Here is a 19,072-nt window from a genome sequence, read left to right as displayed (position 1 = left end):
GAGATGCCCATGACCACCTTTGACGATCGCGAGCAGGCCTTTGAAAACAAGTTCGCGCATGACGCCAACCTGAATTTCCAGGCCGAGGTGCGCTGCAACCGGCAACTGGGTCTCTGGGCCGCCGGGCTGCTCGGCAAGAGCGGCGACGAGGCCACGGCCTATGCCGAGCGCATCATAAAGGCCGACCTCGACAAGGCCGATCACGCCGGGATCATCGCCAGCATCACCGGAGACCTGAACGGCCGAGCCAGCGCCGAGGATGTCACCGCCAAGCGCGCGGCACTCCTGGTCGAGGCCCGCAGGGAAGTGCTCAAGGAGGGCTGATGCCGCGACCGGCGCGCCGCCGCGGCGGTGCCCGGCCCCCGCACTGCACGGCCCGCCCGCGTCAGCGCGCGATGACGATATCGGCCCGCAGACCACCCAGCGTGTCGCTTTGCCCAAGGCGCAGCACCCCGCCATGCGCGCGCGCCACGTCGGCGGCGATCGCCAGGCCAAGCCCCACGCCGGTGCCGCGGTCCTGATTCCGCGCCGGATCGAGGCGGGCAAAGGGCTTCATCGCCTCCTCGCGCCGCTCCGGCGGAATCCCCGGACCATCATCCTCGACCCGCAAGCGCAGGGATTTTTCCGTAAGCGTCACCGAGACCTCGCAGCGGGTGCCGTAGCGCACGGCGTTGCCCACGAGATTCTCAAGCGCCCGGCGCAGGGCCACGGGCCGAACGCTGACCTCGCCTTCGCCCTCGACCACGCCCAGTGTCACCGCCTTGCCGCCGCGCTGCGCATCGGCGACCACCGAGGCCGCCAGCGCCACCGGATCCACCGGCTCGGCCACCCCGTCCTGCGAATTGCCACGGGCGAAGTCGAGAAAGGCGTCGATCAGCCGCTGCATGTCCTCGACATCGCGCTCCAGAGGCTCGCGGTCCGCGTCGTCCAGCATGGACAGGCCGAGCTTCAGCCGGGTGATCGGCGTGCGCAGGTCGTGGCTGACCCCCGAGAGCATCATGGTGCGCTGCTCGATCTGCCGCTCGATACGGTTGCGCATATCAAGAAAGGCGTTGCCCGCCGCCCGCACCTCGACCGCACCGCCGGGCTGGTAGGGGACGTGCCGCCCGCGACCGAAGGCCTCGGCGGCCTCGGCCAGCCGGGTGATCGGGCGCAGCTGGTTGCGCAGGTAGAAGAAGGCGATCACCGTCATCAGGATGCCGAAGAACATCATGTTGACCAGCAGCTGATGCGGATTGGACGCCGAGGCGCGCTGGCGCGAGAAGTCGATCCTGAACAGCGTCCCGCGCGAGCCGCGCAGGTAAAGCTCGACGTCGCTGTCGTTGGGCAGCATCACGCGCTGCACGCCGGGAACGAAACTTTCCAGCGTCTCGATCACCACGATGCCCGAGAAATCGTACCAGCGCCGCTGGTTCGCCGCCGGCACCTCCTGCGCGTCCACGGGGCGCATCCTCAGCCCGAGCGGCGCGGCGGCGGCCGGCGTATGCAGCGCATAGCGGATGTCGCGCGCCACGCCGCGCGTCATCTGTTGCGAAACGCCCTCGAAATGGCGCTGCACGAAGACCACCGAGACCACCAGCTGTATGGTGAAGACCGGCAGGATCAGGATCAGCGCCGCACGCGCATAGATGCCGCGCGGCATGTAACGTTTGAGCCACTGGAAGAACATGCGCTAACCCTAGCCGAGGCGCCCCGGCGCCACCATCCGCAAACGAGCCCCAAGATGATCGATCCCCAGCCCGACTTCCAGCCCGTCCCCGGACATGCCGAACCGCTCGCCCCCGGGCTGCGCCGCATCCTTGCGCCCAACCCCTCGGCGATGACCTATCGCGGCACCAATACCTATGTGCTGGGCACCGGCGCGCTGGCGGTGATCGACCCCGGCCCGCTGTCCGAGCCGCATCTCGCCGCCATTCTCGCCGCAGTGGCGCCGGGCCAGCACATCAGCCACATCCTCGTGACCCACGCTCACCTCGACCATTCCCCCCTCGCCCGCCCGCTGGCCGAGGCCACCGGCGCGCCGGTCCTGGCCTTCGGCGATGCCCGCGCCGGGCGCAGCGCCCTGATGCAGGAGCTGGCCGACTCGGGGCTCGCCGGGGGCGGCGAAGGGGTGGACGCGGCCTTTGTCCCGGACATCGTGCTTGCCGACGGCGCGGTGCTTGCCGGCGACGGCTGGCGGATCGAGGCGCTGCACACACCCGGCCACTTCGGCAACCACCTGAGCTTCGCCTGGGGCGACATGCTGTTCTCCGGCGATCTGGTGATGGGCTGGGCCAGTTCGCTGGTCTCGCCCCCCGATGGCGATCTCGGCGCGTTCATGGACTCGCTGGCGCGGCTGCGCCAGCGGCACTGGTCACGGCTGCTGCCGGGTCACGGGGCCCCGATTGACGCGCCTAGCGCACGGATCGATGCGCTGCGCGCGCACCGGCTTGCCCGCGAGGCCGCGATCCTCGAAAGACTCGCCACCGGCCCCGCCGATGCGGCGAGCCTCGCAGCAGCCATATATCAGGACACTGACCCCGCCCTGCTGCCCGCCGCGACCCGGAATGTGTTGGCGCATTTGATCGACCTCACCCAGCGTAAAGCGATCTTTCCTCTAGGTAATCTCTCTAAATCCTCAGTTTTTTCAGTTCCTTAGAAGAAAAATCACGCTCGAGCGAAAAAACTGCAAAAAGCCTCTGGACGCCCGGAGTCGCCATTGCTAAATACCCCCCACGTTCCGGCGTAGCTCAGCGGTAGAGCAGTTGACTGTTAATCAATTGGTCGTAGGTTCGATCCCTACCGCCGGAGCCAAACTTCTCGCAAGAGCTTGAAGTTTCGGCAGAAAACCCCCGGGTCTCGGCAGAGGCCCGGGGGTTTTGCGTTTCGCTGTGCACAAACCGTTGCACAAGCGTTTGCACAAGTCCCGCGAGAGCCCGCGCGGCACCTCCATCCCAGATCGCCCAACGCGGCCACTGCCCAACTCCATCTCGGACACCGCGCCACCGCGAATTCCTGACGGCGGCGCGTTGCGCAGGCCGGCCCCTCAGGCGGGGCCTTTGCTCTAGCTCGGCCTGCCGGGGCACCGAACCTGACGGCAATTAATCCCCCGTTAGCCTCGCCAGCCTAGACTCAGGCCCACCGACGACGGGAGACTGGCTCTTGGATTCTGCGCATGTAACCGCACATGGAAATGAGCAGGTGATCGCGGATCCGCCCCATGAGATTGCGCAGCGCGCAACCCCGTGGCCAGATCCGGATGGCGCCGAGGATGCCGCTCCCGGCGTCGAAAACACGCCCTTGGCGACAGCGCCCTGTGGTGCCGCGGCGGATCCGCCCTTGCCGCCCCTGATGGCCGCCGCCACCACGCGATCCGAACATGCGCGCGATACGGCAGACTTTGACACGACGGGCGCCGACGGGCCGCCCGCTCCCGAGACCGGGAGCACCACCGCCAAGGCAGATCTGCCCACTTTGGCGGACGGCGCGCCCGCGCCTCCGCGGCGAGAGACCTTCGGGCTCATCGATGTGGCGGGCTGTCGCCTGGCGGTTTCGGCCCTCAGCATCCGCGAAGCAGTGCCCTTTCCCGCCACCCTCAGCACACTGGCGGCCCCCGTACCGGGGCTGCTGGGGGCGATGGTGCTGCGCCGGGACACGATCCCGCTGGTCGATCTAGGGCTCCTGCTCGGCCTTTCGTCGACCCTGCCGCTGCGGGACCGCGTTGTGCTCATCCTCCTCAGCGCCGAGACCGGGCGGCTGGTTGGACTTGTGGTCGACAGTCTGGAAGGCATGACCGCCCTCGAGCCGGGGCGCATCACCCACATGGGCGTGTCGGGCCGAAGCGATCTTCTGGCCGGAGCGCGCAGCTTCGTGAGGGACGGCCTGGTTGTCGGGCTCCTCGATCCGCAGCGGCTCTTCGACCTGCCTGGCCTGCCCTACGCGCTGCAGCACGACCGCGGCACCGCGGCCGCGACCGGCCCGTCGCAGCAGGACCAGGCCGTTCTGCTCTGCAGCTACGCCGGCCAGGGGATTGCGTTTGCCGTGACCGAGATCCAGACGACCATCCCGATGCGCCCGGTGCTGCCGAGTCCCCTGGCCTGTCCGCCCTGCGACGGTGTGGTCGAGCACCATGGCCAGAAGATCCCGATCCTCGACAGCCTCCGCCTCATGGGGCTCGGACGCAACGCCTCCCGCCCCGAAAGGTCGGCCTCGGTGGCTATGCGGGTCCCGGCGGGCGGGCTGATCTGCATCGAGATCGATCGCTTCTTCGATATCGCGCATCTGTCGCGCAACAGGCTCCTCGCGGTGCCGCCAGCCATATCACAGCGCAGCGACCTGTTCACCGGCGTCTACATGCACGAGGACGGCACGCATTTCCTGATCGCCGACAGCACCGCCCTGCTTTCGGAGCCAGCGGTGGTCCAGCTTGCCGGCACGACGATCGCCGCCAGCGACGAGGCTCCTGACGACCTCGCCACCGACCCTGCCGCAGAGGGCGCGGGACCGTGCCTCATCTGCCACTCGGCGCAGCGCCGGATGGGGTGCCGCCTGACCGACATCGTGGAGATCCTGCATCTGCCCCGCGCGATGCTCGAGGCCAAGGTCCGTCACGACGCTTACATGGGCTGCCTGAGCCATCGCAATCAGCTGATCCCGATCTTTTCCATGGCGCATCTCTTCGGCGCATTCTCGGCCTTCGAAGAGGGCAAGGCCTGCGTGCTGCTCTTCCGCATCGGCCAGAACATGGTTGGCGCGGTTGCTGAGGGGCTTCTCGAAGTGGCGCACTGCAGCCGGGCCGGGACGGCGGCGGACAGGATGTTGCGCAAGACCGATACAGGCGAATTCATCCCGGTCTTCGATGCCCAGCTCGACCTGCCGGCCGCGACGGGCATCGGGGGGCCGATGTGACCAGGGACAAGCCGCCTCCGCCCGACCTGGATCTCAGCCCCCATTTCTCGAAGTTGCGGACCCGATCCGGGGCACGAAGGCAAAGCTCACCCGGCCGGTCGGCCGCGTGAACCTGCCGTTGGCGGAGCTGACCGAGCATCCGGACGCGCCGCGATGCGCCTCCACGGTCAAGCGATGCGGCGTCTGGGCCGGCGGACAAGTTCCGCCGAGCTTTTGCGTGGTCCGGCGATCTTCGTCGCGGATCGGACGGCGCGGCGGCTACGCGGGATGTTCGAGGGGCATCAGGGCTCTTCAAGACGGGCGAAGAGATTTATAACCGAATATCAGCCAAATACATCTGTGCCGTTCACCCGGCATTATCGTTTCGGCGCTATCCGTCGCCTTGGGCGATCCATCGCGCATCGGCGGACCGAAGGCGACCAGGGCCAAACCAACCATGTCGCCTTGATCGGCCCATGTGACCCCGGCCGCATGTCACGGATCACATCACACGGGCCTCTGGAAATGGCTCTCCTGGAAGAAAACGGCCCTCCTGGAAGACGGGCGCTGGCAAGAAGACGAAACGAGACACGAAAGGGCATTCCATGGCGCGTGAACACCTCTGGCCTCCACCAGCCTGACCTTGGTGAAGCGTCGTTGTCTGGCCAAGGTCATCGTCGCCCGTGCGGTCGTACGTGTCTCGCGCATCTGGGTCGAATTGCTCTCGGCCTCGACCCGCTGGAGCCGTCGCCAGAGCGGCAGGTGTGCGGTGGATCTTCCGCCGCGCAGCCTCGCTCCACTATCTCTGAAAAGGAACTCGAAACGTGACCGATCTCACGCGTGGACTGTCACTTGCAGACCTGTGCCAGGACATTCTCAATTCGGGCTTCGCGGCGCGGCTGCGGCTGTCGGACGGGATGGTCCTCGCGCTTTCGCCCGACGCCCGCAAGATCCTGGGCGCGAAGACCCGGCTGCCCTGCCCGCCACAGGAGCTGTTCGCCAGCGGCGCGCCACTGCTCGCCGCGCTGAAGAATCTTGCGGCGCCGCAGGAGGTGGTGCTGACGCTCCGCGATGATCACCAGATCGCCGCCCGGCTGCTTGCGCTGGCGGGCACGGAGCCAGCCGAGGCGCTGCTGATCGGCACCCGGTCGGAGCCAGCGCGCCGAAGCCGCTTCTTCGAAGCGATCAACGCCACCCAGGGGCTGCTCGAACTGACACCGGAGTTGACGGTGCTTTCCTGCAACCCGCGCGCCCAAGACATGCTGTCCAGGCCGGAGAGCGCGGTTGTCGGCCATCAGCTGGCAGACCTCAGCGCCTCGCCCGAGCAGATCGGACCGATCCTGCGCACCATCGCGGCGCGCCGCAGCGACAGCCACCGCCTCGACTTTTCCCGCGACGACGGCGGCTGCACCCATGTCACCGGTGGGCTCGTGCCGCTGCTCGGCCCGACGGGTGAGGTGGAACGCGCCTTCCTCGTGCTGCGCGATGCCACCGAGGAAACGGTCGAGACGCGGCGCGCCCAGAGCATCGCTTCCGCCGTCGAGGAAACGATGTCGGTGGTCGAGTTCGATGCCGCCGGGACGATCATGGAGGTGAACCCCTGCTACCTCGAGTTGACCGGCTACACGTCCGACGAGCTCCTCGGGCAGAACCAGGCCATCCTCTGCGCACCGTCCCAGACCGAGGACACGGCGCAGGCCGAGCTGTGGCGGCGGCTGAGCGCTGGCGAGATTGTCACCGGCAGCTACAAGCGGCGCTGCAAGAACGGCGGCACGATCTGGATCGCGGCCTCCTACACCCCGGTGCCGGACCGCGCGGGAAACCTCGGCCGGGTCATCAAGGTCGCCCAGGACATCACCGAGAATATCCATCGCAGCGCCGATCTGCGCGCCATGCAGACCGCGCTCGACCGCTCGAACGCCATCGCCGAATTCGACCCTTCGGGCGTGATGCTCCACGGCAACGACAACTTTCTCACGGCGCTCGGCTACGAACGGGAAGAGCTGGTCGGGCGACGCCATCGCGACCTCTGTCCCGCACGACTGGCGCAGAACAGGGATCAGCGCGACTTCTGGAAGAAGCTGAAGTCCGGCAGCCCGCAGTCGGGGGTTTTCGGGCATCTGGGCAAGGATGGCGCGAGCGTCTGGCTGCGCGCGAGCTACACGCCGGTGATCGACGGCGAAGGCAAGGTCAGCAAGGTGCTGCAGATCGCCTATGACATCACCGCCGCGATGCAGGAGCAGGCCGAGGTCAGCGGCAAGCTGGCGGCGATCGACCGAAGCCAGGCGGTGATCGAGTTCGCGCTCGACGGCACGGTGCTTGGTGCCAACAGGAACTTCCTCGATCTGATGGGCTACACGGAGGCCGAGATCAGGGGCAAGCACCACCGGGTCTTCTGCGAGCCGGGCTACACCAAGGCCGATGGCTATGCCGAGTTCTGGAAAACTCTGGCGGACGGCGACTACCACCAGGGCGAATACAAGCGGCTCAGCAAGGACGGCCGCGAAGTCTGGATCCAGGCCACCTACAACCCGATCCTCGACGTCTCGGGCCATCCGGTGAAGGTGGTGAAATTCGCCATGGATGTCACGACGCGCAAGCATCACGAACTGGACGCGCAGAACCAGCTTCGCGCCATCGACCGGAGTCAGGCGATGATCCAGTTCGACATGGAAGGCCATGTGATCACCGCGAACGACACCTTTCTGCGGACGATGGGCTATTCGCTGCGCGAGGTGCAGCACCAGCATCATTCGATGTTCTGCGACCAGGAGATGATCCGCTCCGAGGAGTATCGCGACTTTTGGGCCGACCTGCGGTCGGGAAAATTCCAGACCGGCCGCTACCGGCGGCTCGGGAAATTCGGGCGCGAAGTGTGGATTCTCGCGACCTATTCGCCCCTGCTCGACAGCCACAACCGCCCGGTGGGGGTGGTGAAATGTGCCCAGGACATCACCCAGCAGGTGACGCTTGAGCAGGAAATCCAGAAGCAGGCCGACCGGATGAACGGCATCGTCGCCGAGCTCTCGACCTCGATCAGCAAGATATCAGAGGCCACCCGCGCCTCGCGCGAGGCCTCCGACTCGACCACGCGGACCGCCAGCGACGGGCTCGATTTCCTCAACGCGGCCATCGAAGCGATCGAGCTCATCGAGAAATCCTCGTCCGAGATCGCCGAGATCACCCGCGTGATCTCCGAGATTGCCAACCAGACCAACCTTCTCGCCTTCAACGCCGCGATCGAGGCGGCGCGCGCCGGCGAACATGGCGTGGGCTTCTCGGTCGTGGCCGAGGAAGTGCGCAAGCTGGCCGAACGCAGTTCCAAGGCCGCGCAGGAGATCGGCAAGCTCATCATCGTCTCCAGCGAGCGCGTCAACCAGGGCACGGAGCGCTCGCGCTACGCCCTGCAAAGCTTCGAGAAGATCGTGAGTTCGCTGGGCCATACCGCGGAGTCGATCCGGACGATCGCGGACTGCGCGAACTCTCAGGAAAACGTGTCGAGCGTCGTGGTCAAGATGATCGCGGACCTGAACAAGGCCGTGATCGCGCGATCCGGAAAATCCGATGGCAGGTGACCCCGCCGCGCGGACGGCAGGAGGCATGGTGCCCACCGCGCCACGCGCGTGTCGCGCGCCCGTCCCCGCCACGGCCGGACCATCGGCTTTTCGCCCTGGCGCGCCGTCGCGCTATGCCGCGTCGGGCGTGCCGATCTGGGCGGTCAGGGCGCGGACCTGCCGGAACATGCCGGCCTTCAGCTCCTCCAGGGCCATGCCCTCGGTGACCGTGTAAGTGGTGAAGAGCCCGTTCAGCCCGAGAAACGTCAGCTCGCCAAAGGCGCGCGTGTCGACACCCGCGCGCAGCTGCCCGCCCTGCTGCAGCCGCGTCATCAGCGCCACCACCTGTTCCGACAACTGGTGATCCAGCTCGCGGTAGCGCCGCGAGAAGGGCGTATCCGGGCTCTGGATCGAGAAGGCCATGGCGGTGCGCCACATCTCCTTGGTCAGGTAGACCAGCGAGTGATCGTAATAGGTTGCGACCAGCGCGCAGATCGCCTCGTAGGCGTCGCCCGGCGGGGCGGCGACAACCCCCTCGCCCTGGTTCAGCACTTCTTCGACCTCCATCGTCACGATGGCCAGCAGCAGGTCCGCCTTGTGCTCGAAGTAGTTGTAAAACGTCCCGACCGAGACTTCGGCGACCTCGGCGATCGCCTCGATCCGCGCCGCCTCGTATCCGTTCTGCTTAAAAAGCGTGCTCGCCGCCTGAATTATGGCACGATGGCGTTTCGCTTTCTGTCTTTCGCGCAGTCCGGCCATGGGGCCTCCTTGGTCACTCTAAAATTGATATTGACTGCAAAACTGAACCGGTTCAACTTTTTTCCGGAAGCAGGGCGGAGAACGTCGCCCGCACCGCCGACAGGAGAGGAAAAAAATGGCACTGAAACACACCTGCTCGATTCTTGCCGTGACCGCCGGACTCGCCTCCGCCGCGCAGGCCGAGGACCTGAACGCGCTGATCTGGTGCGACCACGCCGACCCCGAGCTGCTGCAACCCTTCGAAGAGGCGCATGACGTGCGGGTCAACGTGAAGGAATACGAAGGCACAGCCGCGGGTCTCACCCTGCTGGAACAGTCCCGTCCCGGCGACTGGGACGTGATGGTGATCGATGCGGTGGACGTGGGCCGCGCCGTCGAGCGCGGGCTGCTCGCCCCGCTGCCCGCGGACCAGCTGAACACCTCCAGCTACTTCCCCGAGGCCGTGCTGGCCGACCACACGACCATCGACGGCACCAGCTACGCGGTGACCGAGAAGTTCGGCTACAATACCATCGCCTACAACAAGGCCGCGGTGGACCCGGCGGACATGCAAAACCTCGATGCGCTCTGGTCTGGCAAGTATGACGGCCGCATCGCCATCTATGACTACTACCTGCCGGTGCTGGGCCTCGTCGGGCTCGAGGCGGGCATCAAGACCGCGGATCTCGACGCCGCCGCGCTGGACACCATCCGCGAGCCGCTGATGAAGCTGAACGCCGCCTCGAAGCAGGTCTCGGACGTGGTCGGCAGCCAGACCGCGCTGGCCACCGGCGAGGTCGACGTGCTGATCGGTGGCGGCGAGTGGCTGACCGCCGTGCTGAACGCCGAGAACCCCGACCTCGACTGGACCATCCCAGAGCAAGGCGGCCTCCTGTGGGCGCAGTCGCTGGCCATCGTCGAGGGCACCGAGAAGCCCGAGCTGGCGCTGGAGTTCATCAAGTACATCACCTCCCCCGAAGGCCAGGCGCGGCTCGCGACATCGTCCTGCTACTGGGGCATGCCGGCCAACAAGGCGGCTGGCGACGTTCTGACGGATGAGCAGAAGGCGATCCTGCGCTGGGACGACCAGCCGGACTACCTTGCCCGTGCGCAGCTCTACCCGGTGCCCGATGCGGACACCGATGCCGCGATGCAGGACCTCTGGACCGACATGCTCCAGAACTAAGAGAGCCAGATGAGCATCGAGAAACAGGAAAAACGTCAGGGAGCGGCCTTGGTCGCTCCCGCGCTGCTGTGGACGCTGGGCTTCTTCGCCATCCCCTTCGCGGCGATGGTGATGATGAGCCTCGCGCACCTCGAGGGGCGCGAGATCGTGCAGGGCCATGACCTTGGCAACTACCTGCGGATCTTCACCGACCCGTCGCTGCGGCGGGGCATCTTCGTCTCGCTCGAGATCACCGCGGTGGTCACGGTCATCTCGGTTCTGCTGGCCTGGCCGCTGGCCTGGATCATCGCCACCCGCGTGCCCGCCCGCTGGCGGCGCATGGCGCTCTTGCTGGCGGTGCTGCCGTTCTGGACCTCCTACGTGGTGCGCTCCTATTCCTGGGCGCTGGTGCTGGGCGAAAAGGGCGTGGTGATGAACGCGCTCGTCGGTCTGGGCCTGCTGGCGGAACCGGTGCAGATTATGGCGACCCGCTCGGCCACGATCATCGGCTTCGTGCATTTCTTCGTGATGCTCCTCACGCTCACCATCTATTCCAACCTGATCCAGCTCTCGCCGAACTACGCCCGCGCCGCCGAGGACCTCGGCGCATCGCGGTGGCAGGTGATCCGGCTGGTGATTTTGCCGCTCACCCTGCCCGGCGTGATGACCGGCGCCTTCCTGACCTTCGTGCTCTGCATCGGCGATTACATCACGCCGCAGATCCTCGGCGGCAACAACGAGCTGACCCTGCCGCAGCTCATCATGCTGCAGCTCGGACGCCGCGGAGACTTCCCCATGGCCTCGGCGCTGTCGGTGGTGCTGATGGTCATCGTGACGCTCGCCTATGCCGCCTGCGCGCGCTGGCTGAAGATGGAGCGCGTGTGATGAAATACCTCTCCTTGGCCTATCTCGTCGCGCTTTTCGGCTTCATCCTGCTGCCGGTGGTGACGCTGGTGATCTTCTCCTTCCAGGACGGCCGCCTGCCGGTGCCGCCGTTCAAGGGCGTGACCTTCGAATGGTACGCGAAAATCCTCACCGACCGCGCCATGATGGAGGCGCTCGGCAACTCGCTGATCGTGGCGCTGCTGTCGTCGCTGGTGGCGCTGACGCTGGGCTTTCTCGCCGCCTCGGGACTTGCCCGCGTGGTGCTGCCCGGCTCGGTGCTGATGCGCGGCCTGCTGATCGCGCCGATGACCGTCAGCTACCTGATCATCGCGCTCGGCCTCCTGCAGATGTTCAACAAGATCGGCATCCGCCCCTCGCTTCTGGCCACCGGCATCGGCCACGTGGTGATCAACCTGCCGCTCTGCTTCGCCATCCTCTACGCCGCCATCGGCGAGCACCAGAAGAGCGCGCTGAAAGCCGCGCGCGACCTCGGTGCCCGCGAATGGCAGGTCCTCTGGTTCGTCGCAGCCCCGATGCTGACCCCGGCGCTCGCCGCCGCCTTCTTCCTCGCCTTCACCTTCAGCTGGGACGAGTTCATCATCGCCTTCCTGCTGACCCGCTTCGACGTGACCCTGCCGGTCGAGATCTGGTCGATGCTGCGCTCGGGGCTCTCGCCCGCGACCAATGCCGTCGGCTCTCTGGTCTTCCTCGTCTCGGTCATCGTGGTGGTGACGCTCGAACTCACGCTTTTCCGAAAGGGATCGAAATGACCGCGGATGTGCACATCAAGGCCGTCGAGCACCGGTTCAACAGCTTCACCGCCCTGCACCGGGTCGACCTGCAGATCGCCGCGGGCGAGTTCATCGTGCTGCTCGGCCCCTCGGGCTGCGGCAAGACCACGCTGCTGTCGATCATCGGCGGCTTCCTGACGCCCTCCGAGGGGCAGGTGCTGATCGGCGGGCGCGACATGACCCATGTCGCACCGAAGGACCGGCCCACCACCACCATGTTCCAGGATTACGCGCTCTTCCCGCACATGAGCCTGCGCGACAACGTCGCCTTCGGCCTGCGCATGCGCGGCATGGCCAAGGCGGCGCGCAATGCCAAGGCGCTGGAGATGCTGGATATGGTCGGCCTCGCCGACAAGGCCGCGCGGCGCCCGCACGAGCTTTCGGGCGGCCAGCGCCAGCGGGTTGCGCTGGCCCGCGCGCTGGCGGTCGAGCCCGACGTGCTGCTGCTCGACGAGCCACTCGGCGCGCTCGATCTCAAGCTGCGCCGCCAGATGCAGGAGGAGTTGAAGGCGATCCAGCGCCGCGTCGGCACCACCTTCGTGCACGTGACCCACGACCAGGAGGAGGCCATGGCCATCGCCGACCGCATCGTGGTGATGAACCACGGCCGCATCGAGCATTGCGGCACCCCCGAGGAGGTCTACCTGACCCCGAAGACCATGTTCTCGGCGGACTTCATGGGCGAGACCAATCGCATCCCCGTCAGCCCCGCCGCCGAGGGGGTCACATCGCCGCTCGGCCCGCTCGCCATCCCGCCCGCCGAAGGCATGCTCTGCCTGCGCCCCGAGAGCATCGGCTTTGCGGGCGAGTTCAGCCTCGGCCGCGCCACACTGGTGGAGGCGGCCTTCTACGGCTCCTACCACCGCTGCCACTTCCGCCCGGTGGCTGCGCCGGACCTGCTGCTTACCGCGCATCTGCCGCAGGGTGAGCACCCCCGGCCCGGCGCCGAGGTCGAGCTTTTCGGCCGCAACCCCGTGGTGTTGTCCCCCAAAGCGAAGGCCGCCGCATGAAGACCCGCATCCCGCCCAGGGACTGGTACCGCCAGCGCGCCGTCGGCGACGGCATCACCTGGATCGACGAGCCCTTCATCCAGGAGTTCTACCGCTGCAACATCTGGCACGTGCGCGGGCGCGACCGCGATCTGATGGTCGACAGCGGCATGGGCGTGGTCAGCTTGCGCGAATGGGTCCCGCTGGTCTCGGAGCGTCCGCTGGATGCCGTCGCCAGCCACACCCATTTCGACCACATCGGCTGCCACCACGAGTTTCCCTGCCGCCTCTGCCATTCTGCCGAGGCCGACATCCTCGCGCAGCCCTCCCGCCGGAACACCCTCGCCGACCCTTACGTGACAGACGAGATCTTCGACGCGCTGCCCGACGTGCCCTACAGCTCGACCAGCTACGCGGTGAAGGGCGCGCCCGCGACGCGGCTCTTGGAAGACGGCGACATCATCGACCTCGGCGACCGGAACTTCGAAGTGATCCATACGCCCGGCCACAGCCCCGGCGGCATCGCGCTCTGGGAAGAGGCCTCGGGCGTGCTGATCTCCGGCGACATCGTCTATGACGGGCCGCTGATCGAAGACACCTACCATGCCGACGCCGAGGCCTACATCCGCTCGATGCAGCGCCTCGCGACGCTGCCGGTGCGCATCGTGCACGGCGGGCATTTTTCCTCCTTCTCCGGCGCGCGGCTCACCGAGATCGTCACCGGCTGGCTGCAGGACAAGGGCCTCTAGAGCGCCCCACCCGGATTGAGCGGCGGCAGGGCGGTGCGCGCGGCTGCCTGCGGGCCGCGCGGCCGGGCGGCCTCGAGCGCGCCGCGCAGGGTGGACCATCCCGTCTCCCCCGCGCTGCCGGCCCCCCCGCCATAACGCTGCGCCCCCAGCGCCAGCAGCGCCGCCTCGACCGGCGCGGCGCGGCGCGGGTCCGGCCCCACCACCCGTTCGGCCCAGAGATCGAGCGCCGGGCGCAGCGCCGCGTGGTCGCGCGCGCGGATTGCCTGCATCAGCCCGCGCCATGCGTGCCGCTCCGAGGTCAGGTAGGCACTGCGCCGGAGCGCGCGCCGCCGCGACAGGGCGGGACGCAGGATGCGCAGCCCGAGCCAGAGCACCGCCAGACCGACCAGCGCAGCCCCCGCCAGCAGCGCGAGCCGCGCCGGCTCCAGCGGCGCGCTCCGCCCCGGTGGCGGACCGTCGATCCGCAGCTCAAGGCCGGAGGCAGAGGCGGTCTTCACCACCCCGTCGTCCGTGTCGTACCAGTCGAGCCTGATCTCCGGCAGCGCGCCACCGCCGCCCGCCTCGGCAAGATAGGTGACGCTCTCCACCCGCGACCCGCTGAGCGCGCCCCGGTCGTCGGTTTCGGAAAGCTGCGGCGCGTCCGGGTAGGCGGCGACCCCCGGCAGTTCCACCGGCGCCAGCAGCTGCGGCAGGAACATCGGAGAAACGCCGGTCACCTTGACCGTCACCTGCCGCTTGAGGCTGTCGCCGGGCACCATCGCGGCGGGCTCCCCCTCGATCTGCTGCGTGAGAGTCAGATCGGCGGCGGCGATGAAGGGATCGAGCCCTTCGGCGCCCTCCGGCACCACCCCCGCAAAAGCGATCGGCCCGGTGGTCAGCGTGGCCTGTCGCGCCTCGCCTGCCTTAAGGTCCTGCCACGTGACCAGCACCTCCTGTGGTGGCAGCACGACCTGCCCCGGCACCATCGGCGATATGCGATAATGCCGCGAAATGCCCGCCCATGTCTCGCCGTTCACCCGCTCGGACACGGGGTTGGTCGAGCGCGACGGCAGGCGCACCAGCAGGTTCGGTGCCTCGAGGCTCGGCCAGACCGGCGGCTTCGGCATGAAGGTCGGCACCAGCACGGTCAGCCGCAGGCTGAGCGACTGGCCGGGGATCGCCTCGGTCTCGGGGAAGTCGACAATGAGCTGCGGCATGGTCTCGGCGTCCTGCGCCCGGACAACACCGGGCAGGACCAGCAGCAGAAGCAGGAGCAGGCGCATCACTTTCCCCCCTCCTCTGCCGGTTCTTCCGGGGCGGCGGGAGTGGACCCCGCTGGTGCCGCCGTATTGGCACTTTGAGGCGGCTGTGCCGCCTCTAGCGCGAAGCGCAGCCGCAGGAAGTCCTCGGTGCGCGTGTCGACGGTGTTCATCCACTGATCCGCGGTCAGCAGCCCGCCGCCGCCTTCGCTGCCAGCCTCGCGCTCGGTCTCCTCGCCCTGCCCGCTCTCGTTGTCATAGACCTCTTCGTCGGCGCCGATTCCCTGATCTTCGCCAGTATCCGAAGCCTCCTGCGCCGCCTCGACATAGGCCACGATACGCGTCGCGGTTGCGAGGTTTTCCGCCGCGCCGGGATAGTCCGGGTCGCGCGCGAGCGCCGCCTCGAAGGCGCGCACCCCGTCGCGGTAGTTGTGGCCCTTGATCTCGGCCAGCCCCTGGATGAAGGCGGCCTGCGCCGTCTCGACCCGGTCCAGCACCTCCACCGCCGCCTCGTATTGCCCGCTGCGGTAGAGCGCATGGCCGCGCCGGAGCGGATCGACAAACAGTTCTGCGGCGCGCGCGTACTGTCGGCGGTCGTAGGCGATGCGCCCCTGCTGGTCGGGGGTCAGGAACCAGTCCGCGACGCCCTCGGCCCGCGCGCCCTGCGGCACGGCCATGAGTCCCAGCGCCGCGATCACCACCCAGCGCATCGTCCAGCCGCGGCGGAACCAGAGCAGCAGGATCACCGCGGCCGGCCAGGCCAGCCAATGCGCGCGATCCTCCCAGGGCTGGTCCACGTCATCAAGCTGCGCGCGGCGGTAGGCGGCGTTGAGCAGCCCGTCGAGCCTGCGGATGTCGGAGGGGTCGGGCGTCACCGCGATCACCGGGGCCGAGAGCGCGTCGAGCCCCCTGTCGCGGCTGCCTTCTGGCCGGGTCGAGAGCACCGCCAGAGGTGCCGCGCTGGCGTCCAGCGCCGCCACGTCGGCGGGATCGAGAGCATCGGTGACGAAGAGTATACCGCCCGGCGCGCCTTCCTCGGCCAGCATCGCCTCGGCCAGCGCCAGCGCCTCGCCCGCGACCGTCCCCTCGCGCGGCATGATCTCGGGGCTCAGACCCTCGAGATAGGGCACCATGACCTGCGCATCCTCGGTCATCGGAAGCACCACATGGGCACTGCCCGCATAGGCCACCAGCGCCGTGCGCGCGCCGGCGCGCAGTTCGAGGAAATCGCGGATCTTCTGCTTGCCGCGCTCGAGCCGCGAGGGCGGCAGGTCGGTCGCCTCCATGCCGGGGGTCACCGCCAGCACGATCACCGCGGGCGCCGACTGCGCGGCAAAGGGATCAGGCTGGCGCGACCAGCTCGGCCCCGCCGCGCCGAGCGCCCCGAGGATCAGGATCGCGGCGGTGCTGTCGATCGGCGTGAGGCGGCGGCGCTGTGCACGGCCCACGGTCAGCGCCTCGCGCAGATGCGGGGCAATTCCCTCGGTGGACATCGCGCTGCGCCGCGCCGGGCGGCGCACCCACCACCACATCAGCAGCACGAGAGGGATCAGCAGCAGCCAGAGCGGACGCAGGAAGTGAAAGGCCTCGAGATAGAGTGGCAGATCGCTCATGCTGCCTCCTCCGCCGGGCGCGCGCCGCGACGCCGCGCGCGCCCGCGCAGTTGCAGCCACACCACCGAGGCCAGCCCGAGCAGCGACGCCAGCCCCAGAGGGATCCAGCTCAGCGACAGGCGCGGACGGAACGACAGGGTTTCGGTCTCGCGCGGGGCCAGCTGATCGATGCGGGCGTAGACCGCCTCGAGCGCCGCCGCGTCCTCGGCAAAGAAGTACTGGCCGCGGGTGCGCTCGGCCACGGCTTGCAGCGCCGCAAGGTCGACGCGATTTTCCCCCGTGGCTTCGGGGTCGCCGACCCCGATGGCGAAGATCTCGACGCCGCGGTCGGCGGCGATCTCGGCGGCATTCACCGGGCTCATGCGGCTGGCCGTATCCGAGCCGTCGGAAAGCAGGATCAGCAGCCGCTGGTCGATGTCGCTGGCCTCGAAGGTGCGGATGGCCAGACCGATGGCGTCCCCAAAGGCCGTGTGCGGCCCGGCCATGCCCACTTCGGTGCGGTCCAGAAGCTCGGTGATCGTGGTCAGATCGTCAGTCAGCGGCGCCTGCAGATAGGCCGCCGTGCCGAAGACGATCAGCGCCATGCGATCGCCCTCGCGGCCGGCAACGAACGCCCGCACCACCTGCCGCACCCCGGCGAGGCGCTGGATCCGCTCCCCGTCGGACGTGGCGAAATCCCTGGCGTCCATCGAGCCCGAGATGTCGATCGCCAGAACCACGTCGCGCGCCGCGGTCTCGATGGTGATCGGCGCACCAACGCGCTCGGGCCGGGCCAGCGCGAGCACCACCAGCCCCCAGCAGAGCGCGGCGGTGATCGCCGAGACCATCGGGCGCGACAGCACTACCGCCCCGGCGCGCGGCTCGGCCCCCGCGGCCTCGGCCATGCGCCGGAAGAACGGGAAGCGCAGCGCGCTCTCGCGCTCGCGGTGGGGTGGCACCAGCCAGCGGACGAGCAGCGGCAGCGGCAGGAGCAGCAGGAGCCAGGGCGCGGCGAGCGAGATCATGCGCGCGCCTCCGCGGTCCGGGTGCCGGCGGGCGCAGCGCGATGGGTCTTCAGCCAGCGCAGCGCGGCGTGACGCAGCGCGGGCGAAGGCGCGGCCTGCGGGTCGCGGTAGGGCGCACGGCGCAGCTCCTCCCCCGCCGCTTCGGGGAAGGCCCCCTTGCCCGTGCGCGACAGAAAGGCCGTCCAGTCATTCCCGGTCAGCGAGGCGACCTCGGCACGGGGATAGGCCGCCAGCGCGGCGCGGCGGAGGATGGCGGCGAGCGCGGCGGTTGTGTCGGTGGCGGCCAGCTCGGCCAGCGCCGCGCGTCGATAGGCATTGGCCGCGTGGTATCGATACCAGCGCCACAGCCCCCAGAGCGCCAGCGCCAGCAGGATCAGCCCCAGCGCCGCCCAGCCCCATGTCTGCGGCGTCAGCGGCACCGGCGGCGGCGCCTCGGGCTCGATCAACTGGTTGACCAGCGTGATCAGGGTTTCGGCCTGCGGCTCCTCCTCGTTCATCGCGGGCCGAGCCCCAGCAGGCGGCGCATCTGCGGCAGCGTCTCCTCTCCCGCCGAGAGCGGCAGGATCGACACCCCGAAGCGGCGCTGCCAGTCGAGCACCTCTCCCAGCCGCCCCTTCGACATCTCGACGAGCCCCTTGCGGGTGCCGGGCACGGCTGTGTCGATCTCGGCCTGCAACTCGCCATCCGTGACGATGAGCTTCAGCCCCGCGGGAATCTCGCCGGCGCTGGGATCGGTCACCGGCACGAGGATCAGGTCATTGTGGCGGGCCAGCCCCGAGACGATGCGGTCGGTCTCGGCGTCGATGCCGTCGAAGTCGCTGAGCACGATGATCAGATGGTTGCGGCTGGCGATCCGCGCCACGGCGCGCAGCACCTCGGTCAGGCCGATGGGGGCGACATTGGGCGCCTCGGCGTGCAGCAGATGGTTTGCCTCGGCCAGCGCGGTGAGAAACCGATTGAGCGCGGCGCGGCTGCGCTGCGGGCGGACCTCGGCCAGAAGTTCATCCCCGAAGACGATGCCCCCAACCCGGTCGCCCTGATCGAGGATGCGGAAGGCGGTCATCGCCGCGGCCTCGGCAGCGGTGACGGATTTCATCGCGCGGCGGGTGCCGAAGAACATCGACATGCGCTGGTCGACGACGATCAGCGCCGGGCGGTCACGTTCCTCGGTCATCACGCGGACATGCGGTTTTCCCGTCCGGGCGGTAACTTTCCAGTCGATGGCGCGGATGTCGTCGCCGGGCAGGTAGTCGCGCAACTCCTCGAAGTTGAGCCCGCGCCCGCGCAGCCGAGAGGCGTGGCGGCCGTTGAGCACCGACTGCGCCGGCTGGCGCGGCAGGAAGCTGAGGCCCCGCGCCGGCCCTTCGAGGCTGCGCAGATAGGCAAGATCGGTGTGGATGCGCGGATCATCCGTGACCTGCGGAGCCTTGCGCAGGGTGCCGGTGCGGATGCGGGCGGCGCGGTCCTTCATCGTGTCCCC

The 19,072-nt window shown here is 68.4% G+C and carries 16 protein-coding genes and 1 tRNA gene; 10 read left to right on the top strand and 7 right to left on the bottom strand.

The features are described 5' to 3' along the window. The first annotated feature begins 9 nt into the window (after positions 1-9). The gene (locus tag IQ782_RS01440; RefSeq protein WP_194132825.1) at positions 10-324 is read left to right on the top strand and encodes a DUF1476 domain-containing protein; all 315 of its coding nucleotides are present in this window, start codon (positions 10-12) and stop codon (positions 322-324) included. A 61-nt stretch (positions 325-385) separates the two neighbouring features. On the opposite strand, the gene IQ782_RS01435 is transcribed toward IQ782_RS01440, so the two are convergent. Next, the gene (locus IQ782_RS01435) at positions 386-1,669 is read right to left on the bottom strand and encodes an ATP-binding protein (protein ID WP_194132824.1); all 1,284 of its coding nucleotides are present in this window, start codon (positions 1,667-1,669) and stop codon (positions 386-388) included. 54 nt (positions 1,670-1,723) lie between these two features. Here IQ782_RS01435 and IQ782_RS01430 point away from each other — a divergent pair, with 54 nt between their 5' ends. From IQ782_RS01430 to IQ782_RS01415, 4 genes are all read left to right on the top strand, one after another. Continuing rightward, positions 1,724-2,638, top strand: coding sequence for an MBL fold metallo-hydrolase (locus IQ782_RS01430; protein WP_194132823.1), 915 nt, complete (start codon positions 1,724-1,726; stop codon positions 2,636-2,638). Between the two features lie 80 nt (positions 2,639-2,718). Then, positions 2,719-2,793 (top strand) — tRNA-Asn (locus IQ782_RS01425). 525 nt (positions 2,794-3,318) lie between these two features. After that, positions 3,319-4,887, top strand: a complete 1,569-nt coding sequence (locus tag IQ782_RS01420; protein ID WP_194132822.1) for a chemotaxis protein CheW — start codon at positions 3,319-3,321, stop codon at positions 4,885-4,887. Positions 4,888-5,690: 803 nt separating this feature from the next. After that, positions 5,691-8,441 carry a PAS domain S-box protein gene (locus IQ782_RS01415; RefSeq protein WP_194132821.1) on the top strand — a complete coding sequence of 917 codons (2,751 nt, stop codon included), beginning with the start codon at positions 5,691-5,693 and terminating at the stop codon, positions 8,439-8,441. Between the two features lie 111 nt (positions 8,442-8,552). On the opposite strand, the gene IQ782_RS01410 is transcribed toward IQ782_RS01415, so the two are convergent. Beyond that, a complete protein-coding gene (locus IQ782_RS01410; protein WP_194132820.1) occupies positions 8,553-9,179 on the bottom strand; it encodes a TetR/AcrR family transcriptional regulator in 627 nt (208 codons plus the stop codon). A gap of 115 nt (positions 9,180-9,294) precedes the next feature. Between IQ782_RS01410 and IQ782_RS01405 the strand changes: the two genes are divergently transcribed. The 5 genes from IQ782_RS01405 to IQ782_RS01385 are packed head-to-tail and all read left to right on the top strand — an operon-like array spanning position 9,295 to position 13,737. Further along, positions 9,295-10,344: a polyamine ABC transporter substrate-binding protein gene (locus IQ782_RS01405; protein ID WP_194132819.1), complete on the top strand. Its 1,050-nt coding sequence runs from the start codon at positions 9,295-9,297 to the stop codon at positions 10,342-10,344. Positions 10,345-10,353: 9 nt separating this feature from the next. Continuing rightward, a complete protein-coding gene (locus IQ782_RS01400; protein WP_194132818.1) occupies positions 10,354-11,208 on the top strand; it encodes an ABC transporter permease in 855 nt (284 codons plus the stop codon). Beyond that, a complete protein-coding gene (locus IQ782_RS01395; RefSeq protein ID WP_194132817.1) occupies positions 11,208-11,978 on the top strand; it encodes an ABC transporter permease in 771 nt (256 codons plus the stop codon). The genes IQ782_RS01400 and IQ782_RS01395 overlap by 1 nt, the downstream gene beginning before the upstream one ends. Further along, positions 11,975-13,009 (top strand): ABC transporter ATP-binding protein, encoded by a 1,035-nt coding sequence (locus tag IQ782_RS30355; RefSeq protein ID WP_194132816.1) that lies wholly within the window; start codon positions 11,975-11,977, stop codon positions 13,007-13,009. The genes IQ782_RS01395 and IQ782_RS30355 overlap by 4 nt, the downstream gene beginning before the upstream one ends. Then, positions 13,006-13,737: an MBL fold metallo-hydrolase gene (locus IQ782_RS01385; RefSeq protein ID WP_194132815.1), complete on the top strand. Its 732-nt coding sequence runs from the start codon at positions 13,006-13,008 to the stop codon at positions 13,735-13,737. Before IQ782_RS30355 ends, IQ782_RS01385 begins: the two co-directional genes overlap by 4 nt. Here IQ782_RS01385 and IQ782_RS01380 read toward each other — a convergent pair. Genes IQ782_RS01380 through IQ782_RS01360 form a run of 5 tightly spaced genes read right to left on the bottom strand, consistent with a single transcriptional unit; the run spans position 13,734 to position 19,063 of the window. Beyond that, positions 13,734-14,999, bottom strand: a complete 1,266-nt coding sequence (locus IQ782_RS01380; RefSeq protein WP_240989020.1) for a hypothetical protein — start codon at positions 14,997-14,999, stop codon at positions 13,734-13,736. The two genes, IQ782_RS01385 and IQ782_RS01380, sit on opposite strands and share 4 nt — an antisense overlap. Beyond that, on the bottom strand, positions 14,999-16,588 hold the full coding sequence (locus IQ782_RS01375; protein WP_194132813.1) for a vWA domain-containing protein: 1,590 nt from the start codon (positions 16,586-16,588) through the stop codon (positions 14,999-15,001). The genes IQ782_RS01380 and IQ782_RS01375 overlap by 1 nt, the downstream gene beginning before the upstream one ends. Beyond that, the gene (locus IQ782_RS01370; protein ID WP_194132812.1) at positions 16,585-17,592 is read right to left on the bottom strand and encodes a VWA domain-containing protein; all 1,008 of its coding nucleotides are present in this window, start codon (positions 17,590-17,592) and stop codon (positions 16,585-16,587) included. The genes IQ782_RS01375 and IQ782_RS01370 overlap by 4 nt, the downstream gene beginning before the upstream one ends. Next, complete coding sequence (locus IQ782_RS01365; protein WP_194132811.1) at positions 17,589-18,089, bottom strand: DUF4381 domain-containing protein; 501 nt, start codon at positions 18,087-18,089, stop codon at positions 17,589-17,591. Before IQ782_RS01365 ends, IQ782_RS01370 begins: the two co-directional genes overlap by 4 nt. Further along, the gene (locus IQ782_RS01360) at positions 18,086-19,063 is read right to left on the bottom strand and encodes a DUF58 domain-containing protein (protein WP_194132810.1); all 978 of its coding nucleotides are present in this window, start codon (positions 19,061-19,063) and stop codon (positions 18,086-18,088) included. Before IQ782_RS01360 ends, IQ782_RS01365 begins: the two co-directional genes overlap by 4 nt. Between the last annotated feature and the right edge of the window lie 9 nt (positions 19,064-19,072).

The sequence above is a fragment of the Salipiger mangrovisoli genome (assembly GCF_015223355.1).
In the GTDB taxonomy this organism is placed as follows: domain Bacteria; phylum Pseudomonadota; class Alphaproteobacteria; order Rhodobacterales; family Rhodobacteraceae; genus Salipiger; species Salipiger mangrovisoli.
This window is presented reverse-complemented; position numbering and strand designations above follow the sequence as displayed.

Excerpts from the sequence above, each read along its gene's own strand:
- IQ782_RS01380 (WP_240989020.1), bottom strand. The coding sequence starts at position 14,999 with ATGCGCCTGCTCCTGCTTCTGCTGCTGGTCCTGCCCGGTGTTGTCCGG.
- IQ782_RS30355 (WP_194132816.1), top strand. The coding sequence starts at position 11,975 with ATGACCGCGGATGTGCACATCAAGGCCGTCGAGCACCGGTTCAACAGC.
- IQ782_RS01370 (WP_194132812.1), bottom strand. The coding sequence starts at position 17,592 with ATGATCTCGCTCGCCGCGCCCTGGCTCCTGCTGCTCCTGCCGCTGCCG.
- IQ782_RS01365 (WP_194132811.1), bottom strand. The coding sequence starts at position 18,089 with ATGAACGAGGAGGAGCCGCAGGCCGAAACCCTGATCACGCTGGTCAAC.
- IQ782_RS01410 (WP_194132820.1), bottom strand. The coding sequence starts at position 9,179 with ATGGCCGGACTGCGCGAAAGACAGAAAGCGAAACGCCATCGTGCCATA.
- IQ782_RS01400 (WP_194132818.1), top strand. The coding sequence starts at position 10,354 with ATGAGCATCGAGAAACAGGAAAAACGTCAGGGAGCGGCCTTGGTCGCT.
- IQ782_RS01395 (WP_194132817.1), top strand. The coding sequence starts at position 11,208 with ATGAAATACCTCTCCTTGGCCTATCTCGTCGCGCTTTTCGGCTTCATC.
- IQ782_RS01360 (WP_194132810.1), bottom strand. The coding sequence starts at position 19,063 with ATGAAGGACCGCGCCGCCCGCATCCGCACCGGCACCCTGCGCAAGGCT.
- IQ782_RS01435 (WP_194132824.1), bottom strand. The coding sequence starts at position 1,669 with ATGTTCTTCCAGTGGCTCAAACGTTACATGCCGCGCGGCATCTATGCG.
- IQ782_RS01405 (WP_194132819.1), top strand. The coding sequence starts at position 9,295 with ATGGCACTGAAACACACCTGCTCGATTCTTGCCGTGACCGCCGGACTC.
- IQ782_RS01440 (WP_194132825.1), top strand. The coding sequence starts at position 10 with ATGACCACCTTTGACGATCGCGAGCAGGCCTTTGAAAACAAGTTCGCG.
- IQ782_RS01430 (WP_194132823.1), top strand. The coding sequence starts at position 1,724 with ATGATCGATCCCCAGCCCGACTTCCAGCCCGTCCCCGGACATGCCGAA.
- IQ782_RS01375 (WP_194132813.1), bottom strand. The coding sequence starts at position 16,588 with ATGAGCGATCTGCCACTCTATCTCGAGGCCTTTCACTTCCTGCGTCCG.
- IQ782_RS01385 (WP_194132815.1), top strand. The coding sequence starts at position 13,006 with ATGAAGACCCGCATCCCGCCCAGGGACTGGTACCGCCAGCGCGCCGTC.